General features: G+C 40.2%; 17 protein-coding genes and 1 riboswitch. Of the genes, 7 read left to right on the top strand and 10 right to left on the bottom strand.

Translation table 11 applies throughout. The features are described from left to right. The first annotated feature begins 399 nt into the window (after positions 1-399). Positions 400-2,049, top strand: a complete 1,650-nt coding sequence (locus CFS04_RS10145; protein ID WP_088810582.1) for a LysM peptidoglycan-binding domain-containing protein — start codon at positions 400-402, stop codon at positions 2,047-2,049. A gap of 59 nt (positions 2,050-2,108) precedes the next feature. Further along, the gene (locus CFS04_RS10150; RefSeq protein ID WP_088810583.1) at positions 2,109-3,293 is read left to right on the top strand and encodes a class I SAM-dependent rRNA methyltransferase; all 1,185 of its coding nucleotides are present in this window, start codon (positions 2,109-2,111) and stop codon (positions 3,291-3,293) included. A 36-nt stretch (positions 3,294-3,329) separates the two neighbouring features. On the opposite strand, the gene CFS04_RS10155 is transcribed toward CFS04_RS10150, so the two are convergent. Then, a complete protein-coding gene (locus CFS04_RS10155; protein ID WP_088810584.1) occupies positions 3,330-3,983 on the bottom strand; it encodes an alpha/beta hydrolase in 654 nt (217 codons plus the stop codon). Between the two features lie 164 nt (positions 3,984-4,147). On the opposite strand from CFS04_RS10155, the gene CFS04_RS10160 reads away from it, so the two are divergent. Together CFS04_RS10160 and CFS04_RS10165 are read left to right on the top strand one after the other, a co-directional pair. Continuing rightward, the gene (locus CFS04_RS10160; protein ID WP_088810621.1) at positions 4,148-4,876 is read left to right on the top strand and encodes a threonine/serine exporter family protein; all 729 of its coding nucleotides are present in this window, start codon (positions 4,148-4,150) and stop codon (positions 4,874-4,876) included. 12 nt (positions 4,877-4,888) lie between these two features. Continuing rightward, positions 4,889-5,341: a threonine/serine exporter family protein gene (locus CFS04_RS10165; protein WP_088810585.1), complete on the top strand. Its 453-nt coding sequence runs from the start codon at positions 4,889-4,891 to the stop codon at positions 5,339-5,341. Between the two features lie 28 nt (positions 5,342-5,369). Here the strand turns inward: CFS04_RS10165 and CFS04_RS10170 are convergent, their stop codons facing one another. From CFS04_RS10170 to CFS04_RS10185, 4 genes are all read right to left on the bottom strand, one after another. Next, entirely contained in the window at positions 5,370-6,080 is a 711-nt protein-coding gene (locus tag CFS04_RS10170; RefSeq protein WP_088810586.1) for an ankyrin repeat domain-containing protein, read from the bottom strand. 15 nt (positions 6,081-6,095) lie between these two features. Next, the gene (locus CFS04_RS10175) at positions 6,096-6,782 is read right to left on the bottom strand and encodes a response regulator transcription factor (RefSeq protein ID WP_088810587.1); all 687 of its coding nucleotides are present in this window, start codon (positions 6,780-6,782) and stop codon (positions 6,096-6,098) included. After that, complete coding sequence (locus CFS04_RS10180) at positions 6,779-8,245, bottom strand: cell wall metabolism sensor histidine kinase WalK (RefSeq protein ID WP_088810588.1); 1,467 nt, start codon at positions 8,243-8,245, stop codon at positions 6,779-6,781. The genes CFS04_RS10175 and CFS04_RS10180 overlap by 4 nt, the downstream gene beginning before the upstream one ends. Positions 8,246-8,361: 116 nt before the next feature. Next, positions 8,362-8,664, bottom strand: a complete 303-nt coding sequence (locus CFS04_RS10185; RefSeq protein ID WP_088810589.1) for a hypothetical protein — start codon at positions 8,662-8,664, stop codon at positions 8,362-8,364. Positions 8,665-9,044: 380 nt separating this feature from the next. Between CFS04_RS10185 and CFS04_RS10190 the strand changes: the two genes are divergently transcribed. Further along, positions 9,045-9,467, top strand: coding sequence for a MarR family winged helix-turn-helix transcriptional regulator (locus CFS04_RS10190; RefSeq protein ID WP_088810590.1), 423 nt, complete (start codon positions 9,045-9,047; stop codon positions 9,465-9,467). Between the two features lie 12 nt (positions 9,468-9,479). Then, positions 9,480-10,640 (top strand): MFS transporter, encoded by a 1,161-nt coding sequence (locus CFS04_RS10195; RefSeq protein ID WP_088810591.1) that lies wholly within the window; start codon positions 9,480-9,482, stop codon positions 10,638-10,640. Positions 10,641-10,740: 100 nt separating this feature from the next. Here CFS04_RS10195 and CFS04_RS10200 read toward each other — a convergent pair whose 3' ends face one another. Both CFS04_RS10200 and CFS04_RS10205 read right to left on the bottom strand, forming a co-directional pair. Continuing rightward, on the bottom strand, positions 10,741-11,469 hold the full coding sequence (locus CFS04_RS10200; protein WP_088810592.1) for a GntR family transcriptional regulator: 729 nt from the start codon (positions 11,467-11,469) through the stop codon (positions 10,741-10,743). Between the two features lie 51 nt (positions 11,470-11,520). Beyond that, complete coding sequence (locus CFS04_RS10205) at positions 11,521-12,912, bottom strand: glycoside hydrolase family 1 protein (RefSeq protein ID WP_088810593.1); 1,392 nt, start codon at positions 12,910-12,912, stop codon at positions 11,521-11,523. Positions 12,913-13,253: 341 nt separating this feature from the next. Then, positions 13,254-13,355: riboswitch (purine riboswitch) on the top strand. A 66-nt stretch (positions 13,356-13,421) separates the two neighbouring features. Here CFS04_RS10205 and CFS04_RS10210 point away from each other — a divergent pair. Then, the gene (locus tag CFS04_RS10210; RefSeq protein ID WP_088810594.1) at positions 13,422-14,717 is read left to right on the top strand and encodes an NCS2 family permease; all 1,296 of its coding nucleotides are present in this window, start codon (positions 13,422-13,424) and stop codon (positions 14,715-14,717) included. A 41-nt stretch (positions 14,718-14,758) separates the two neighbouring features. Here CFS04_RS10210 and CFS04_RS10215 read toward each other — a convergent pair whose 3' ends face one another. From CFS04_RS10215 to CFS04_RS10225, 3 genes are all read right to left on the bottom strand, one after another. Continuing rightward, the gene (locus tag CFS04_RS10215; RefSeq protein ID WP_088810595.1) at positions 14,759-15,910 is read right to left on the bottom strand and encodes an ABC transporter permease; all 1,152 of its coding nucleotides are present in this window, start codon (positions 15,908-15,910) and stop codon (positions 14,759-14,761) included. Beyond that, a complete protein-coding gene (locus CFS04_RS10220; protein ID WP_088810596.1) occupies positions 15,907-16,782 on the bottom strand; it encodes an ABC transporter ATP-binding protein in 876 nt (291 codons plus the stop codon). Before CFS04_RS10220 ends, CFS04_RS10215 begins: the two co-directional genes overlap by 4 nt. Before the next feature lie 64 nt (positions 16,783-16,846). Beyond that, on the bottom strand, positions 16,847-17,146 hold the full coding sequence (locus tag CFS04_RS10225; RefSeq protein WP_088810597.1) for a hypothetical protein: 300 nt from the start codon (positions 17,144-17,146) through the stop codon (positions 16,847-16,849). Positions 17,147-17,235 lie beyond the last annotated feature (89 nt).

A 17,235-nucleotide genomic window follows, 5' to 3' on the forward strand; every position in this document is an offset into this window, starting at 1 on the left:
TACATGAAACGGAAAGTCTCACTACGTCTTCATTTTACGCCCTGCAAAATGGACATTCTTTTTTTATAAATCATTCATAAAAATGAATATTACAATTTGATTAAATTTTTCTATTGTCTTTTTAAAATAGGTTTCCTTTTACGAAACTTTGTTCAACCTTTAGCAACTTTTGTTTCTCAACCAAAAGTTCCATGGCAATACGTCAGAAGACCGAGGAATATACGTTCGTGTCCTTCTTTCATTACAGCTTTATTACAACAAGCTGGTATAGTCCGATATTCCTCGTTTTGAAATCATTCGCTTGTTTGTTTTTTAGCTTTAAACTGGGTAAAATGGGTATTAATCGGTATACATACAAGTTTTAACTGAGTTTTTTGAAAAGAGAGGGGTTATACAAATATGAAAAAAGCGACTATCGCTACTGCTACTGCGGGGATTGCCGTAACAGCTTTTGCGGCTCCAACAATTGCCTCTGCTAGCAGTGTTGTTGTGGAGTCTGGTGATACATTATGGGGAATTGCGGAAGCCAATGATACGACTGTTGATTCTTTAAAACAATTAAACAATTTGGATTCAGATAAGATTTTTCCGGGTCAAAAACTTGTCGTGAGTGAAGTAAAAGAAGAAAAATCTGAGAAATCTGTTTCTGCAACTTGGTTAAACGTCCGTAAAGGGCCTAGCGTAGACAATCAAATTGTAACATCGCTTAAAGGTGGTACAAAAGTAACTGTTGAATCTACTGAAGCAAACGGCTGGAATAAAATTACATTTGCTGACGGAAAAACAGGTTATGTAAATGGAAAATTCTTAGGTGAAGCAAAAGTGGCTGCTCCTGCTCCAAAAGTGGAAAAGGAAACTACTCAACCAGCTAGTGAACAAAAAACTGCTCCTGTAGTCGAAGAAGCTAATCTTTCTACTTACACGGTTAAAAGTGGTGACACGCTTTGGGCGCTGTCAGTTAAATTTGGTACTTCTGTCCAAAATATTATGTCTTGGAATAATTTATCCTCTTCTTCTATTTACGTTGGACAAAACTTAGCTGTAAAAGAAAGTGCTGCCAAAACGGTTGCACCGAAACAAGCAACAACTGCTCCGGCTGAAACAAGCCAAGTGGCTGAAAAAGAAACAACTAAAGCGCCTGCTGCTGAACAAGTAGCGGTACCGTCTGTTGATGTGAATGCGTCTAGCTACACGGTTAAAAGTGGCGATTCTTTAAGCAAAATTGCGGGTCTTTTCGGTACTTCTGTTGCTAATTTGAAAGCTTTAAACAACCTTTCTAGTGATGCTATCGTTGTTGGGGACGTTTTAAAAGTTAAAGGTGAAGTGAAAGCTGCTGCACCTGCTCAAACTGAAAAAGCAGAAGCGCCTAAACAAGAGACGACAACACAAGCGCCTGCTAAAGTAGAAACGCCACAAGCACCACCTTCTATCAATACAAATGCATCGAGCTATACGGTTCGTAGCGGTGATTCTTTAAGTAAAATTGCTAGCATTTTTGGTACTAGCGTTTCGAAATTAAAAGCTTTAAATGGGCTAACAAGTGATAATTTACAAGTTGGGCAAGTACTTAAAGTAAAAGGCACTGTTCCTGCTACTAACGTATCGACACCAACAAATACGACTTCAAATACAAGCAAACCAAGTCAAAACACAAATACTGGTTCTAGCCAAGCAAGCTCAAGTTCGAGCTACAGCGCTTTAATTGCTGAAGCGCAAAAGCACTTGGGTAAAAGTTATAGCTGGGGTGGAAATGGCCCTACTACATTCGATTGCTCTGGTTACACTAAATACGTATTTTCTAAAATCGGCGTGAATTTATCTCGCACATCTGGTTCCCAGTATGCTCAAGCAACGAAAGTTTCTGCTGCTCAAGCGAAACCAGGCGATTTAGTATTCTTCGATTATGGTAGTGGTATTTCACACGTTGGGATTTATGTTGGTGGCGGTCAAATGATCAACGCACAAAACGCTGGCGTGAAATATGACAATATTTATGGAACTGGCTGGGGCAAATACCTTGTAGGTTTTGGTCGCGTAGCTAATTTCTAATTGGAACACAGTCTAAAGCTTCCTACAATGTGTAGGAAGCTTTTTTATGGAGTGATTAGATGGAAGAACTAACTTTGCAAGTGGCACCTAAATATGTGAAGCGATATCAGAGCGGGTTCCCACTCGTGCAGCGCGAAATGATTGTGAATTGGCCAAAGCAAATTGCGGAAGGACAAATTTTGCGTCTTGTGTCGCCGAATAAAGCGTTTCTTGGGAAAGCGTATTACGGGAAACAAAATAAGGGGGATGGCTGGGTTTTCTCCCGCAATGAAGACGAAACGCTGTCTACCGAGTTTTTTCGCGCACTTTTACAGGAAGCGGTACAAAATCGGCAGGAACTTTTTCACGATGACACCACAACGGCTTTTCGCCTTTTTAACGGAGAAGGTGACGGACTTGGTGGTCTAACGATTGATTATTATGATGGCTTTCTGCTTCTGCAGTGGTACAGCGCGGGGATTTACAGCTACCAAAAAGCGCTTTTGCGCGCCATGTTTGACCAACCTTTTGTGAAAGGCATTTACGAGAAAAAGAGATTTCTCCGGGAGGAAAACACACACGATTTTGTTGGCGGTGACGTGCCAGAATTTCCGTTACTTGTGAAAGAAAACGGCATGACGTACGCGACCTATTTAAATGATGGGTGGATGACGGGGATTTTCCTTGATCAGCGCAATGTCAGACGGCGAATCATGGAAGAATTTGCTAGTCAAAAAAACGTGCTGAATACATTTTCCTACACGGGCGCATTTTCCGTTGCGGCTTTGTACGGCGGCGCATTAAATACGACAAGCGTGGATGTTGCAAAACGAAGCGTGGCCAAAACGAGCGAACAATTTGTTGTGAACGGTTTTAATCCCGAAGAACAATCGATTTTAGTGTGGGACGTATTCGAATACATGAAGTTCGCCAAACGAAAAAATATGCTGTTCGATTTAGTCATCGCCGACCCACCAAGCTTTGCGCGTACAAAGAAAATCACGTTTAGTGTCGCAAAAGATTACGGAACACTAATGGAAGAATTAATTAGCATTACAGCACCAAATGGCACCATCATTGCCTCGACAAACTATGCGAATTTTTCACTCAAAAAGTTTAAAGAAATCATTTCGGCTGCCTTTAAAGAAAGCAAGCGTACTTTCAAAATCCGTGAAACGCACACGCTTCCAAGTGATTTTAAAGTCCACCCTGAATTTCCAGAAGGCAACTACTTAAAAGTGCTCATTTTGGAACTTGATATCTAAACAAAAAAATAAGAGTAGGGAAAAATTCCCCTATTCTTATTTTTTTTGCGTTTTCGGTTGAACGAGTTTATCCAGCCAAATTTCGAGCTCGTCTTCTTCGGCTTCTTTTAAATGATGGCCTGTAAAAAAGCTATGAAACTCGACTTTATTCGAGATGGTTTTTAGAAAGCGTGTTAAGTTTTCTGCTTCTTCAATTGGTACTGCGATATCTTGCGTTCCGTGTGCCACAAAAAACGGTGTGTTTTTCAAAAGTAAATTTTGGGGTAAATCTTTTGTATAGGCTAAAAAGCGCGAACTAAGAAGTGCTGCACCGCTTATTTTGCCACCGTAACGTAACATTAAATCGAGTGTAACCATTGCCCCTTGGTCAAAGCCGACCAGAAAAGTATCTTTTTCATTAATGGTATCGTATTTTGTTATAATATCGTGCATAAATTGCAGGACTTCTTTTGAAACTTCATGAATTTCATTCGCGCTTGGTTCACCTTCTGTCGCCATGTGGTAAAAACCATAGCTTGGGCCATATTCCACCTTACCACGAAGTGCAACAACAACGTAACGATCCATCATAATTTCTAAAACGCCTGGTACATCTAATTCGTCTCCGCCAAACCCATGGAGAGCAAAAATAACAGGAAAAGTTTCACCATCTTTCCTTCCGATTGGCTCATAAATATCATACGTAAACATAAATATCCCCCTATAATCAGCTAAATATAGTTATTCTTTACCCCCAAACTCCACAATTTATACATAAAAAGACTAGAATTTCTTAGTAATCTAGGTTAGGATAAAGTACAGTGCTTATTTTTTTTAAAAAGGAGGGATTTTTTTTGGAGAAAAATCGAGATTTTATGCTCGAAACTTGCCTAATGGCCGGTAAAATCATGATGGAGAGTGGCGCGGAAATTTATCGTGTGGAAGATACGATGAACCGAATTGCCGATGCTGCAACTCAAAAAAAAGGCGTTAGTTTTGCGACGCCAACTGGGATTTTCATGTCCGTTGAAGGCGAACACAACCTCCAATTACAACCGATTCCAACAAGAACTATCAATTTGGAAAAAGTTTCCCTAGTCAATGATCTTTCCCGCGAATTCGCGGCTAACCATATTTCATTAGAAGAACTAAATACCAGTTTAAAAAAATTAGAATACGATACACGCTTCTTCCCGCTTTGGCTGCAAATTTTATCGGCGGGTCTTGTGAGCGGCGCGCTGATGATTATTTTTGGTGGTTCATTAGTGGATTTCATTAGTACGTGTTTAATTGGCGCGACTGGCTTCATTATTTTTTACTACACGGCCGAATGGTTGAAAGTGAAGTTTTTAGCTGAATTTTTCGCCTCGTTTATTGTCGGTATTCTCGCTGTTTTTGTTGTACACGTTCATCTTGGCGTTAATTTAGACAAAATTATTATTGGTGGTGTTATGCCGCTTGTTCCGGGTGTCCCGATTACGAATGCGGTGCGGGATTTGCTGGCGGGGCACTTGCTTAGTGGAATGGCGCGCGGGACGGAGGCGCTTTTAACTTCTGGTGCGATTGGAATTGGGATTGCGGTTGTTTTCCGCTTTTTCACGTGAGGAGGGGCTTTCATGATTTTAACGATTCTTGTTCAATTTATTTTTAGTTACTTAGCAACGGTCACGTTCGCGATTATTACGAATGTCCCTAAAAAGGCACTGAATGCGTGCGGACTTACGGGCGCTTTTGGTTGGATGCTTTTTTATGCTTTAAATAAATTTGGTAGCGGAACGGTGATGGCCACAATTGCGGGCGCTTTCGTCGTCGCGGTGGCGAGTCACTTTTTCGCAAAATATAAGCATATGCCGATTACAATTTTCAACGTTCCCGGTATTGTGCCGCTTGTTCCCGGAAGTTTGGCTTTTCAAGCTGTAAGAAACTTTGTTTTGGGCGAGTATACGGTGGCAATTGGCTTTTCTGTACAAGTCGCAATGGTAGCAGGTGCCATTGCGGCTGGGCTGATGCTATCTGAGGTATTTAATCATAGTATTCGGCGGTTTAGGGAGCATAAGGAGAAGTTTTAAAAGAGCAGAAACATTCGTTTCTGCTCTTTTATTCTTGCAACAAACCCATCATCGCCTGATTTTGCTGTTGTTTCGCGTAATCAAGTGCGGTCATGCCGTTATTGTCACGCAATTCTTTATTTGCGCCACCTTCTAGAAGTTCCGCGACAATTTGTTGATACAGTTTGGAGCCATCTGTTAGTGCGACGGCTTCAATTAGCGCGGTGTAACCAAAATTGTTTTGATGGTCAATATCAGTTGACGGGTGAGCTAAAAGGAGTTTCACATTGTCTAAATGACCTTTTTCAGCGGCGGGAATCAATGCGTTGCCGCCGTATCGGTTCACTTTTTTCACATCTGGCGTTTTATTTTCTAGCATAAAAGTTAAAATTTCAGTTCGCCCCTGTGCTCCGGCATATAAAAACGGACTGTCTTGAATGCTGTCTTGCACGTTTATGTCGGCGCCGTTTTCCATTAAATAGATGGCCATTTCTGGATAATTTTTATGCGTTGCGATTAAAAGTGGGGTTTCCCCTTGCGCGTTTTGTTCATCAATGACCACATTCTCTTGATTTTCGACAATGTGTTTCACTGCCGCTAAATCATTGGCACTTGTGGCTTTAAGCAGTGTTCCGTCCACAAATTCAGCTTTTTCCATCGTTTTAACCTCCGTTTTCGTCTTTTCCGGTTTTAAATTCGCCTCATTTTGACAGGCAGCGAGAATCATGATGCTAAAAAGACTAAAAAATACTTTTTTCATGGTTATCACTACTTTCTAGGCATTAAATCGGTAACCCGAACCCCAAATAGTCTCCAAATAGGTCGGATTTTTAGAATCAAGCTCAATTTTTTCACGAATGCGCTTAATATGCACGACAACCGTTGAAGTATCACCAAAGGCGTCAAAACCCCAGATTTTTTCAAAAAGCGCTTCTTTGTTAAAAACTTGGTTTACATTTTGCATCAAAAATTTCAACAGTTCGAATTCCTTCGTTGTAAAGGTGACTTCCTCGCCAGAAACGTAAACTTTATGTGAACGGCCATCTAGTTCAATGTCGCGGATCACAATTTGGTCGGCGCTCTCCTTTCGACTTGTTAGCCGGTCAAAACGGGCAAGGTGGGCTTTCACACGGGCGACAAGTTCGCTAGGGCTGAATGGTTTGGTGATGTAATCATCTGCGCCTAATCCGAGCGCCCTAATTTTATCGATGTCTTCTTTTTTCGCGGACACCATTAAAATCGGCGTTTCAATTTTTTCGCGGAGCAACTTGCATACGTCGAAGCCCGACAATTTGGGCAGCATGACATCTAAAATAATGAGATCATAATCGCCCTCTAAACCTTCTGTGAGACCAGATTCGCCGTCATAACGCGTCGTCACCGCAAACTGATTGATTTCCAAATAATCGCGCTCCAAGTCCGCAATATTTTGGTCGTCTTCCACTAATAATACGCGTTTCATTGGTTTCGCTCCCCCTTTTTTAGCGTAAAGAACATTGTCGTCCCAGCGCCCACAGCGCTTTCCGCCCAAATTTCGCCGCCATGTTCCGCAATAATTTCCTTCGTAATCGCAAGCCCCAAACCGCTGCCGCCGGTCATTTGGTTCCGGGATTTCTCCACGCGGTAAAAACGATCAAAAATCTTCGCCACTTCCGCTTTAGACATACCAACCCCATTGTCTTGGACGGAAATGATGACCTCCGAGTCCCCGCTACGCAAGCTCAAGCGGATTTCCTTGTTCGTTTTGTCCATGTAGCGCGTGCTGTTCTGAACGAGATTGTCGAGCACACGGCGAAGCTGCATCCGGTCCGCACGCACAAAAATGTGTTCATCTTTAAAATCACTTACGAGTTTGATGTTTTTTTGCGCCAGTTCAATCGTGTATTCGTCAACAAAATGCGTCAAAAAATCATAAATCGGAATCGATTCGAACTGAAACGGTAATTTATGCATATCGAGCTTAGAAAAAATAAATAGCTCATCAATTAGGTGGTCCACATGTTTCGCTTGACTATGAATGATACCGAGATATTGGTTTTGCCGTTCTGCCGTCTTCGCGACCCCGTCTTTTAGCCCCTCTACATATCCAATAATCGATGTAATCGGCGTCTTCAAGTCATGCGAAATACTCGTGATCAGCTCTTTTCGGTTCTCCTCGTACTTTTCTTTTTCCTTGTTCGCCTCATGTAAAGCTGACCGCAGCGACTCAAATTCATTCGCTAAGTCGTCCACTTCCCCTTTCGCATGGCTCGAAATGACGAGCGGCTCATTCAAGTCCCCGCCCCGCATAGCACTAACTTTCGCATTTAATTCCCTAAGCGGCCGAATCACCGACCGATTGAGCGACCGATTAAACAGCACAAGAAGCAAAATCGCAAGGAGAAGAATTGCGCTAATTAAAATAACGCCCCATTTCTGCATAAACTCGGAAAAACTGTTTTCCTGATTTAAAATCATCACACTACCCTTTTCTTGGTCTGGAAAATAGAAATCAAATTTTAAATAGCGAAATAAATTGCCCTTATTATCAATCGTCCCTTGGGTATAAATATTATCCGTGTCGAACTTAGGGGCGTGAACAAGAAGCGACTTGACAACTAGTCCATCCGAGTGATACAAAATTGAGTTTCCTCGTCTGATCACGATTTTTACCCCTTTTTTTTCATAATCCGTAATTTGCTTTTTTGTATTTGTCGTGAGTAATTTCGCCGGGTCATCTTTCGCCGTATTTCGCAAAGTGATGAGCGCTTCCTGCTCCGCAAATGTGATGGCTTTTTGCTCTGTTGCAGTTTTATAAAGCGTTGTCGGCACAGGCGCCTCGCCCGTTATTGCATAAAAAACCACTGCAAAAATCGCCATCAGCGCGAGGATAATAACAAACAGGCTTCCTAAAAAGGAAATTAAAAATCGTGAACGTATCCGCATTTTTCTCCCTACTTTTCAAAAAAGAACCGTATTTTACGGGCTCCAAATGATTTTCTGCTTTCATTTTACATGTCAAAAATGAACTTTTTATAAACTGGTGCTGAATAAAAAATAAATTAAATAACGTCAAAAACCTCCACCGATACTTCCTCATGTTTCAAATTATCCGAAAACCAAATCGCATTCCATTTTGGCTGACTACGTTCAAATGTCGTACGCACCTCATAGTCCTCTTTCGACGCATAATAAATATCCAAAACAACAAAAACATCATCGCCGTCCGTGCGTTTAAACATCTCAATTTTTTGATTCGAAACCTCCGAATGAAATTCCGGATTACTTCCAGATTCAGCAAATTTCGCCATCAGTTCCGGCAAATCCTTTTCTTTTGTCCGGTAAGTAAAGACAACTTTTATCATATCTATTCCCCCTAATTGTTCTTCTGCCTTTAGACTAGCATAAAAATAAAAAGGAAGACAGAACGAAGCTTCTATCTTCCTTTTTTCACAAGAGCTTACAAAATATAAATGTTCGGATTTCTAAAATGTTTTTTAACTTGGATATCTTCTTTTACTTCTGTATCTTAGTCTATTTTTAAAGCTCCAACCTATAATCGCCGTCCGCACGAATCATACAGTGCTCCGCCATTCGCTCGCATTTAAATACATCGTGTAGTATATCATAAAAGGCATCAGAACCAATTGTACGCATAAACAAGTTGACATTTTAGTATCATTCCTTATATAATTGTCATAACAATGATTGTTATGACAATTATATAGGGATAGGAGTGTTTACTTTGCGTCAGGAGTTTGACAACCTTACTTTCAATACAACGGTAATGGCTAAAAACATGCATTTATACTTAACAAGGAACTTATCGGAATTTAATGTTACACCTGAACAATGGTCTGTTTTAAATGTGATTCAACAGAAACAGCCACTATCACAAAAAGAATTAGCTCAGTTTGTTCATAAGGATACACCTACTGTTAATCGCATTATTGATGTATTAATAAGAAAAGAGCTTGTGACAAGCCAAACTAATTCTGAGGATCGTCGGAAAACACATATTAGTTTAACAAAAAAAGGAGAGAACGAAACAAATCAATTAAGATATGTTGTAGAAGATACTTGTAAAACTATATTTCGTCATATCAGCTCAGACGATTTGAAGCTGTGGCAACAAATTATGCTCCAAATCGACCAAAACATAAAGTAAGAAGGGATTATTTTGAATAAAAGCAGCAAATTATGGACGAAAGATTATATTTTTCTACTAATAGGAAGCCTATTTCTCTATATCGGATTTATGGTTTTTATGCCAACCTTACCAGCTCGGATTATTGAACTTGGCGGCTCGCAAGTTTCCGCGAGCCTTTCTGTTGGACTTTTTTCAGTTGTCGCACTCTTCACACGCGCTGTTTCAGGAAGTTGGAACGATCGTGTAGGCTCAAAAATTTTAATTTTGATTGGCATAGTTATTTTAATTGTATCGACTTTTAGTTTTTATTTTTCATCTGTGGTCATTCTAATTTTGATGATTCGGCTTTTACAAGGCGCCGGCTGGGGCATTAGTACGACCTCTATCGCGACTGGCGTTTCTTCTTTAGTTCCGCCAAATAGAATCGGCGAAGGGATTGGTTTTTACGGCTTAACGACGGCCTTAGGCATGTCTATTGCCCCTATTCTAGCCATTATCATTATTAATCAGTTTGATTTTAATTTTTTAATTACCTTTGCTTTACTATTTTTATGCGCAAATTTGATATTACTTTCACAAATTCATTTGAAAAAGAACAGCTCTGTTACTAAAACAAAATCTTCACTCATTGAAAAATCCGCTTTACTCCCAGCCTTTTTATGTCTACTTTTAGCTATCCCTCTTGGTGGCATTCAAACTTTTATGATGGTATACGGGAATGAAATTCATGTATCCAATACTTGGATTTATTTTTTAGGTCAAGCGATTACGATTCTCATCAGTCGCTTTTTTGCTGGACGGCTTTATGATGTAAAGGGGCACCGCTTTGTTATTATACCTGGCGTTTTAGCCATGATAGCAGGATTAATCGTTCTTTCTATGGCATGGAATGCTTTTACACTTTTTGTAGCCGCATTAATTTTCGGACTTGGTTATGGCATGACTCAGCCAGCTCTACAGGCGCTTGCAGTCGAACGTGCCGCGCCAGACAAGATTGGTGCAGCAAACGGCACTTTTCTTTCCGGTATGGATTTAGGCATGGCCATCGGGAGCTTCGGCTTAAGTATCGTTGCAACCTTTAGCAATTACTCCATCATGTACCTGTCTTCAATCGTCGCCCTCCTTGTTTTAGGGATCGTCTACTGGTTTACTGCAGGTACTTCTTCTGGGACTAAAAAGGGCGAGTCTTGATTTCTTTTTGTTCCTATCAGCCGCAGTTCAGCATTTCCTAACGAATTGCTTGGCAAATGAACCACCCCCAAAATTAGATTTTGGGGGTGGTTTTAGTTTGTTATCTCCGCGAAATATTTACCGTCGTGAATACAAATTTGTCATAGCGGTGTCTTGAAATGGAATATTCAAATGCGACGCCGTTGTTTAAATACACGGTTTGCTCGACGTCCATGACGGGATCGTCTTGTTGGCATTTTAAATATTTATGGTCCAGTTCATTAGATTTATCCGCACGAATTTGCTTGTAGGAACTCGCGATTTTATGGTTTAGTTTATCTTGGATATAGCTGTAAATTGAACCTTCTAAAACTTCTTTTGTGAGTCCGGGTACAATTTGTACGGGCATAAATGTGTGTTCAATGACGTATGGTTCGGACGCAACACTTCTGACCCGCAAGATTTCATAGACCGGCGTTTCTTTTTCCACGTGAAGTTTTTCAGCGATTTTTTCATCTGGAAAAACTACTTCAAAGCGGAGAATGATGGTGTCGACTTTTTCACCGTTCACGAGTTTTGTAAAGCCGTTCACTTCTTGACTTTGAATGTGCAGCCGTTCGGCATCAAGTGCGGACTTAATAATAAACGTGCCGTGTCCGCGCTTTCTGTATAATAAGCCTTCTAACACTAAAACTTCCAGTGCTTTTTTCATTGTCATTCGGCTGCAGTCAAATTCCTTTGCGAGCGTCATCTCATCTGGAATTGGCTTATCTAGTGGGTATTCTTGATTTTTAATGCGCGTTCTTATTTCTTCGGCGATAAAGCTATATTTTGTTTGGTTTCCTGCCATTTCAGACACCTCATCTTGAGTCTTTTTTCATAATTTTACCATAAAATGAAATTAGGCTTCAAATCCGTTTTCGGAAGCGAGTGTTTTATACCATTTGCCTGATGCTTTGATTGTCCGTTTATAGTTCTCATCTAAGTTCACTTCGACTAGGCCGTAGCGATTTTTATAGGCATTTGCCCAGCTCCAGCAATCCATGAACGTCCATAGATGGTAGCCGAGACAATTGGAACCTTCAGAAATTGCTTTATGAAGCCATTTCAAATGCGACTGAATGAACTCAATTCGGTACGTATCCTCGATAAATCCTTCAGCGTTTCGATACCGGTCTTCGCCTTCAACACCCATCCCATTTTCCGAAATAAAGAAAGGAATGTTATTGTAGTTATCGCGAATGTTGATCGCAATATCATAAATCGCTTGCTCGTAAATTTCCCAGCCGCGGTACGGATTCATTTTGCGGTAAGGCATTTCGTAGTTATCAAAAAGATGCTCTGGGACAAAAGGCGCGTCTTTATGTGGCATATATTCTTTTGCTTTAACTCTGCGCGGTTGGTAATAATTGACCCCTAAAATATCGATAATATTTTCTTTAATGATGGCTAGGTCTTCCTCTGTGTAATCCGGTAAGAAATTCTTCTCACGTAACAATTCGACGAGGTCTCTTGGGAATTCGCCAAGTGTGACTGGGTCTAAGAAGCTGCGATTGAAGATTAAATCTGCCAAGTGGGCTGCACGCAAGTCCGCTTCATTTTGACTGCGCGGATAGGACGGCGTCAAGTTTAAAATAATGCCGATTTTTCCGTCTTGCTTTAATCCGTGATACGCTTTGACAGCTTTTGCGTGCGCGAGCGTTGTACCGAATCCGACTTGCACCGCACGTTTGAAGTCCACAACGTTTGGATAATGCATATCATATAAGTAACCTGCTTCAACGGGTACAATCGGCTCGTTAAATGTGAACCAATGTTTGACACGGTCACCAAAAAGTTTAAAGCAAGTTTCGGCAAAGGTTGCATACGCGTCAATGACTTCGCGCGACTCGAACCCACCTTTTTCTTGCATCGACATTGGCATATCAAAGTGATAGAGGTTCATAAATGGTGTGACGCCTTGTGCAATCATTTCGTCAATTACGCGATTATAAAAATCAACGGCTTTCGGATTTACTTCACCGATACCGTCTGGAATGAGTCTGGACCACTGAATCGATGTACGGAATGAATTATGCCCCGTTTCTTTCATGAGCGCAATATCTTCTTTATATTGGTAATAAAAGTTAGAAGTGTTAGCTGGGCCTACGCCGTTAAAAAAGCGTCCTGGTTCTTTACTATACCAGTAATCCCAAATACTCGGTTTGCGTCCATCAACATCTGCCGCACCTTCTGTTTGCGGGCCTGATGCTGCACTACCCCACCAAAAATTTTCAGGAAATGTATACTTCATTTGAAATCCTCCAGTTCATTTTTTTCTTTTATTATACATGATTATTCTAAAAGTATAAACTAATTTATTTAAAAGTTTATATAAAAAACCTCACCTGTTTAGATGAGGATAAAAAGACGTTAATTTTATGTATCTTACTTGCACATTTTCATTGCTATTTTTTTAAAATCCTTACAATGATGTAAACAAGAATTGCGATTATTGCGAGCATTAGAACGAATCCGACGATACTAAATCCTCCCATATGGTCACCTCTTTTTGATGTTATTTTTTCTATATATACCAAGAAAATTCATGAGGGAGGTACTTTTTCAAAATTTACATTTACAAACCCTCTTTTTTCCTCTAAAATAAAAAGATATCGTATATGTCCGAAAATAGGGTTCGGATGTTTCTACCGGGTTACCGTAAATGACCCGACTACGAGCAGAATGAATACATAGGGATCTTCCCGTATTTTTTTAGCTCGCCCTTTTTCGAATGTGATAAAAACAGGGAGGCTTTTTTTAATGGACAAATTTTTTAAACTTCGCGAGAACAAAACGAATGTAAGAACTGAAATTTTGGCGGGGCTCACGACGTTCCTTTCCATGGCGTATGTCTTGTTTGTGAATCCGACAATGCTTCACACTACGGGTATGGATTTAAAGTCGGTTTTCGTAGCGACGGTGCTCGCTTCTGTTGTAGGCTCACTTCTCATGGGTCTGATTGCCAACTACCCAATTGGTTTGGCACCCGGAATGGGCTTAAACGCCTTTTTCGCCTTCACGGTATGCGCACAGTGGGGAATTCCTTGGCAGACGGCGCTTTCAGGCGTGCTCGTCTCAGGACTCGTTTTTATTTGCCTAACTGTTTCTGGAATTCGCGAAAAAGTCATCAACGCAATTCCCGCTGAACTAAAATACGCAGTTGGCGCCGGTATTGGCTTTTTCATTGCTTTTCTAGGATTAAAAAATGCAGGTATAATTGTGGCGAATGAATCGACCATTGTCGCACTTGGAAATCTTCATTCTGGCCCCGTTTTACTGGCCGTTTTCGGCATCATTATTACGGTCATTTACATGACACTCAATTTGAAGGGCGCGATTTTCTTTGGGATGGCGACTACCGCCATTGTCGGCATGCTAGTCGGTCAAATCGAAGTGCCGCACCAAATTGTCTCCGCCGTACCAAGCGTGGCACCAACATTCGGGCAGGCTATCATCCATCTTGGTGATATTTTTACTCCCCAAATGTTAATTGTGATTTTAACGTTCTTCTTCATTGATTTCTTTGATACAGCGGGAACGCTCGTTGCGGTGGCGAACCAGGCTGGCTTTGTGAAAGATAATAAAGTGCCTCGTGCAGGACGCTCGCTTTTTTCTGATTCTGTTGCGACGGTTGTTGGTGCGATTTTCGGGACTTCAACAACGACCAGTTACGTGGAATCAACGGCTGGGGTTGCGGTCGGTGGTAGAACAGGGCTTACGGCGATTGTCGTCGCAATTTGTTTCTCCTTATCGCTTTTCTTCTCGCCGCTGCTTGGCGTAATTACAAGCGCCGTCACGACACCTGCACTCGTTATTGTTGGTATTTTAATGATTGGTAACGTGGCGCATATCGATTGGTCGAAATTTGAGGTCGCGGTTCCCGCATTCTTCGTCATCTTGATGATGATTTTAACTTTCTCAATTGCGACAGGGATTGCGATTGGCTTTATCTTCTACCCAATTACGATGGTGTTAAAAGGGCGCTATAAAGAGGTCCACCCCATCATGTATGTGATGATGGCGCTGTTTATTCTTTATTTTATATTTGTTGTTTAAAAATAACGCGAATAGACTTTGAGATTTTTTTCAAAGTCTATTTATTTGTTTAAAATTAGCTTTTCATTTGTCGACAGTTTAAAAATAAGGAGCTGACATATTACAATGTACGAAAGTAAAACGCCTACACCCGTAATGACATTTATGAAACTACTTCCCAGTTTTGCACCAATATTTCCATTTGCCAAATTGACAACATCGACATACACAAACGGATTAAACATTAGTAAAATGCCTGCATCTGATTCCATTTTGCCTAGTAAAAATCCCGAACTGAAAATAAGCAAGAATATAATAATGACGCTCAAAATATTATTTCTGCAAACTAAATTGAGCACAGTCAGTAAAGAAACTAGAAATAGCACGATAAATACGGCTATTATGACGGCAGCAGCTAAAACTTCACCTTCTGTGCCAATATAAAAATCAGCACCTTTTTGAATAATAGCTGGCATTTGGAAGGTTTTAAAACCATTTTTCAAACTTGGAATCAAGTAAGCAGCGGAAAGTGTTACAAGTAGAAAAATACCGCCAGAAGTCAAGGCTACAAGTTCTTTCGTAAGCAAAACATGTCTTTTTTTGATTGGCAAACTCCAGAAAAAGCGTAATTTCCCAGAATCAATATCAGAGCCTATGACGGTCAGTGACGCCAGTAAAAAGAGCAGCGGAAAAATATACGGAAAGAGGAATTGAAGCGCACCCAATGTAAAGCCCGAACCGTTTAAATGAAATTCTGTTCCGCTGTATTCAAAATTTCCTTGGTCATATTTTTCTTTTAAAGCAATTTGCATTTCGAGTTGTTTTTCGGTCATTTCCGTATACGTATTGCCACTTCTAACATCTTGCAACAAATTTTTGTCTTCTGTAATTTGCAGTTTCAGTCTTTCTTTTGATTTCCCTTGTTTCATTGCTTCTAACTTCGCTTTTGCCACTTTTAAGTCTCGCTCATATTCACTGAGAACTTGATTTTTTGCAATTGACTTGGCCGGATCCGCCTTCACACCTTGAATCGCCATCTCAATACTTTGAATCTCCTCTTGTTCACTATTTATCTCGTTCTCTTTTTCAAAATTAAATTGTGACTGATAAAAAACAAAAAGTATCGCAATTAAACTGACGATTAAAATAAGCAAAATGAGAAATAATTTTCGTTTCATTAATTTTTGCCATTCAAAGCGGTACATATTCCTCATTCGCCGCCATCCTCCTTCTGTTCATAAATTTCATGATATAAGTGTTTCGTTTTTTCATTTTGCAACAAAATATTTGCAACATCCACCTGTAAATCATTTAAAAGCCGTGTCAAATCTATTAATTTTCCCGCCGAAATTTTAACTATAAGTAAATTTTCATCTTTCCTATTAAGCGAGTAAATCGAGTTGTGGCTTTCTAACGTTTGAATCGCCTGCGCTGTTAGTCCCGTTTTCAGCGTGATTTGATATTCCTCCAGATGCTGTTCACCCACTTCTTCTGCTTGAACAATCATTCCTTGTTTTAAAAATAAAACGGTGTCCGCAATTTCATCTATATCTGACAAAATATGGGAGGAAATAAAAATTTGCTTCCCGCTGTGCTTCAACTCTTGGATACAAAATTTAAATTCAGTGCTTACAGATGGGTCCAGTCCATTAAATGGTTCGTCTAAAATTAAAATATCCCCATCTGCAACAAGCGCCATCGCAAATAGCAATTGTTGTTTCATTCCTAAAGAATACGTGCCAACTTTTTTATTTATAAAAGGCATTATATGTAATTTCTCAACAATCTCTGTTATCTTTTTCACATTCCCATACATCCGTCCAATGAATAGAAGATGATTCATCCCTGTTAAATACGAATATAAAATGCTGTTATCTTGCATAAAATAAAGCGTTTTATTATCCTCCGTAACTAGGATTTCGCCGCTACTCGCGCAAAGGACACCGCTCATAATCCGCATTAACGTTGTTTTCCCGCTTCCATTAGGCCCGACTAAAGCAACCACTTTTCCTCGTCCTAAAGAAAAAGTGATATCGTTTAGTATATTGACCTGCCTAATACTTTTCGCTATATGGTTCATCTGCATGTTCACTTACTCCTTCTACTATAAAGCAGGAATCTAGTGAAGTTACCAGATTCCAAGCGATTTATTAATATGTTTTCCAAGTTCTCGTGTAAGCTGTGCAACTTCCTGATTGGTACGCATAAAGCCGTTTTGTTTTTGTTGTGTAGCTTGCACCATTTTGGTAAGAGATTGTTCGATAATTTTTATTTCTCGTGAAATTTTCCACCCCAAAAAGTGTCCGATAAAACCCCTTTTCATAGTAGTACAAGACGCTTGATACTTGCAGAGCCTCTGCTTTTTGCCCTTGAAACATAAACACAAAGCTAAATCCTAACATCAAACTTAGAAGTACCTTCAAACCTTTATTTTTCTTTTTTTCTGTCATAATGCTTCATCTCCTTTCGTGTAATGCTCCTACCTTAGCATAGATTTGTATCACTTGTAAACAAATAATCTGAAATATGTTTTTTTCAG

The organism is Listeria sp. ILCC796 (assembly GCF_900186175.1).
GTDB classification, from domain to species: domain Bacteria; phylum Bacillota; class Bacilli; order Lactobacillales; family Listeriaceae; genus Listeria; species Listeria goaensis.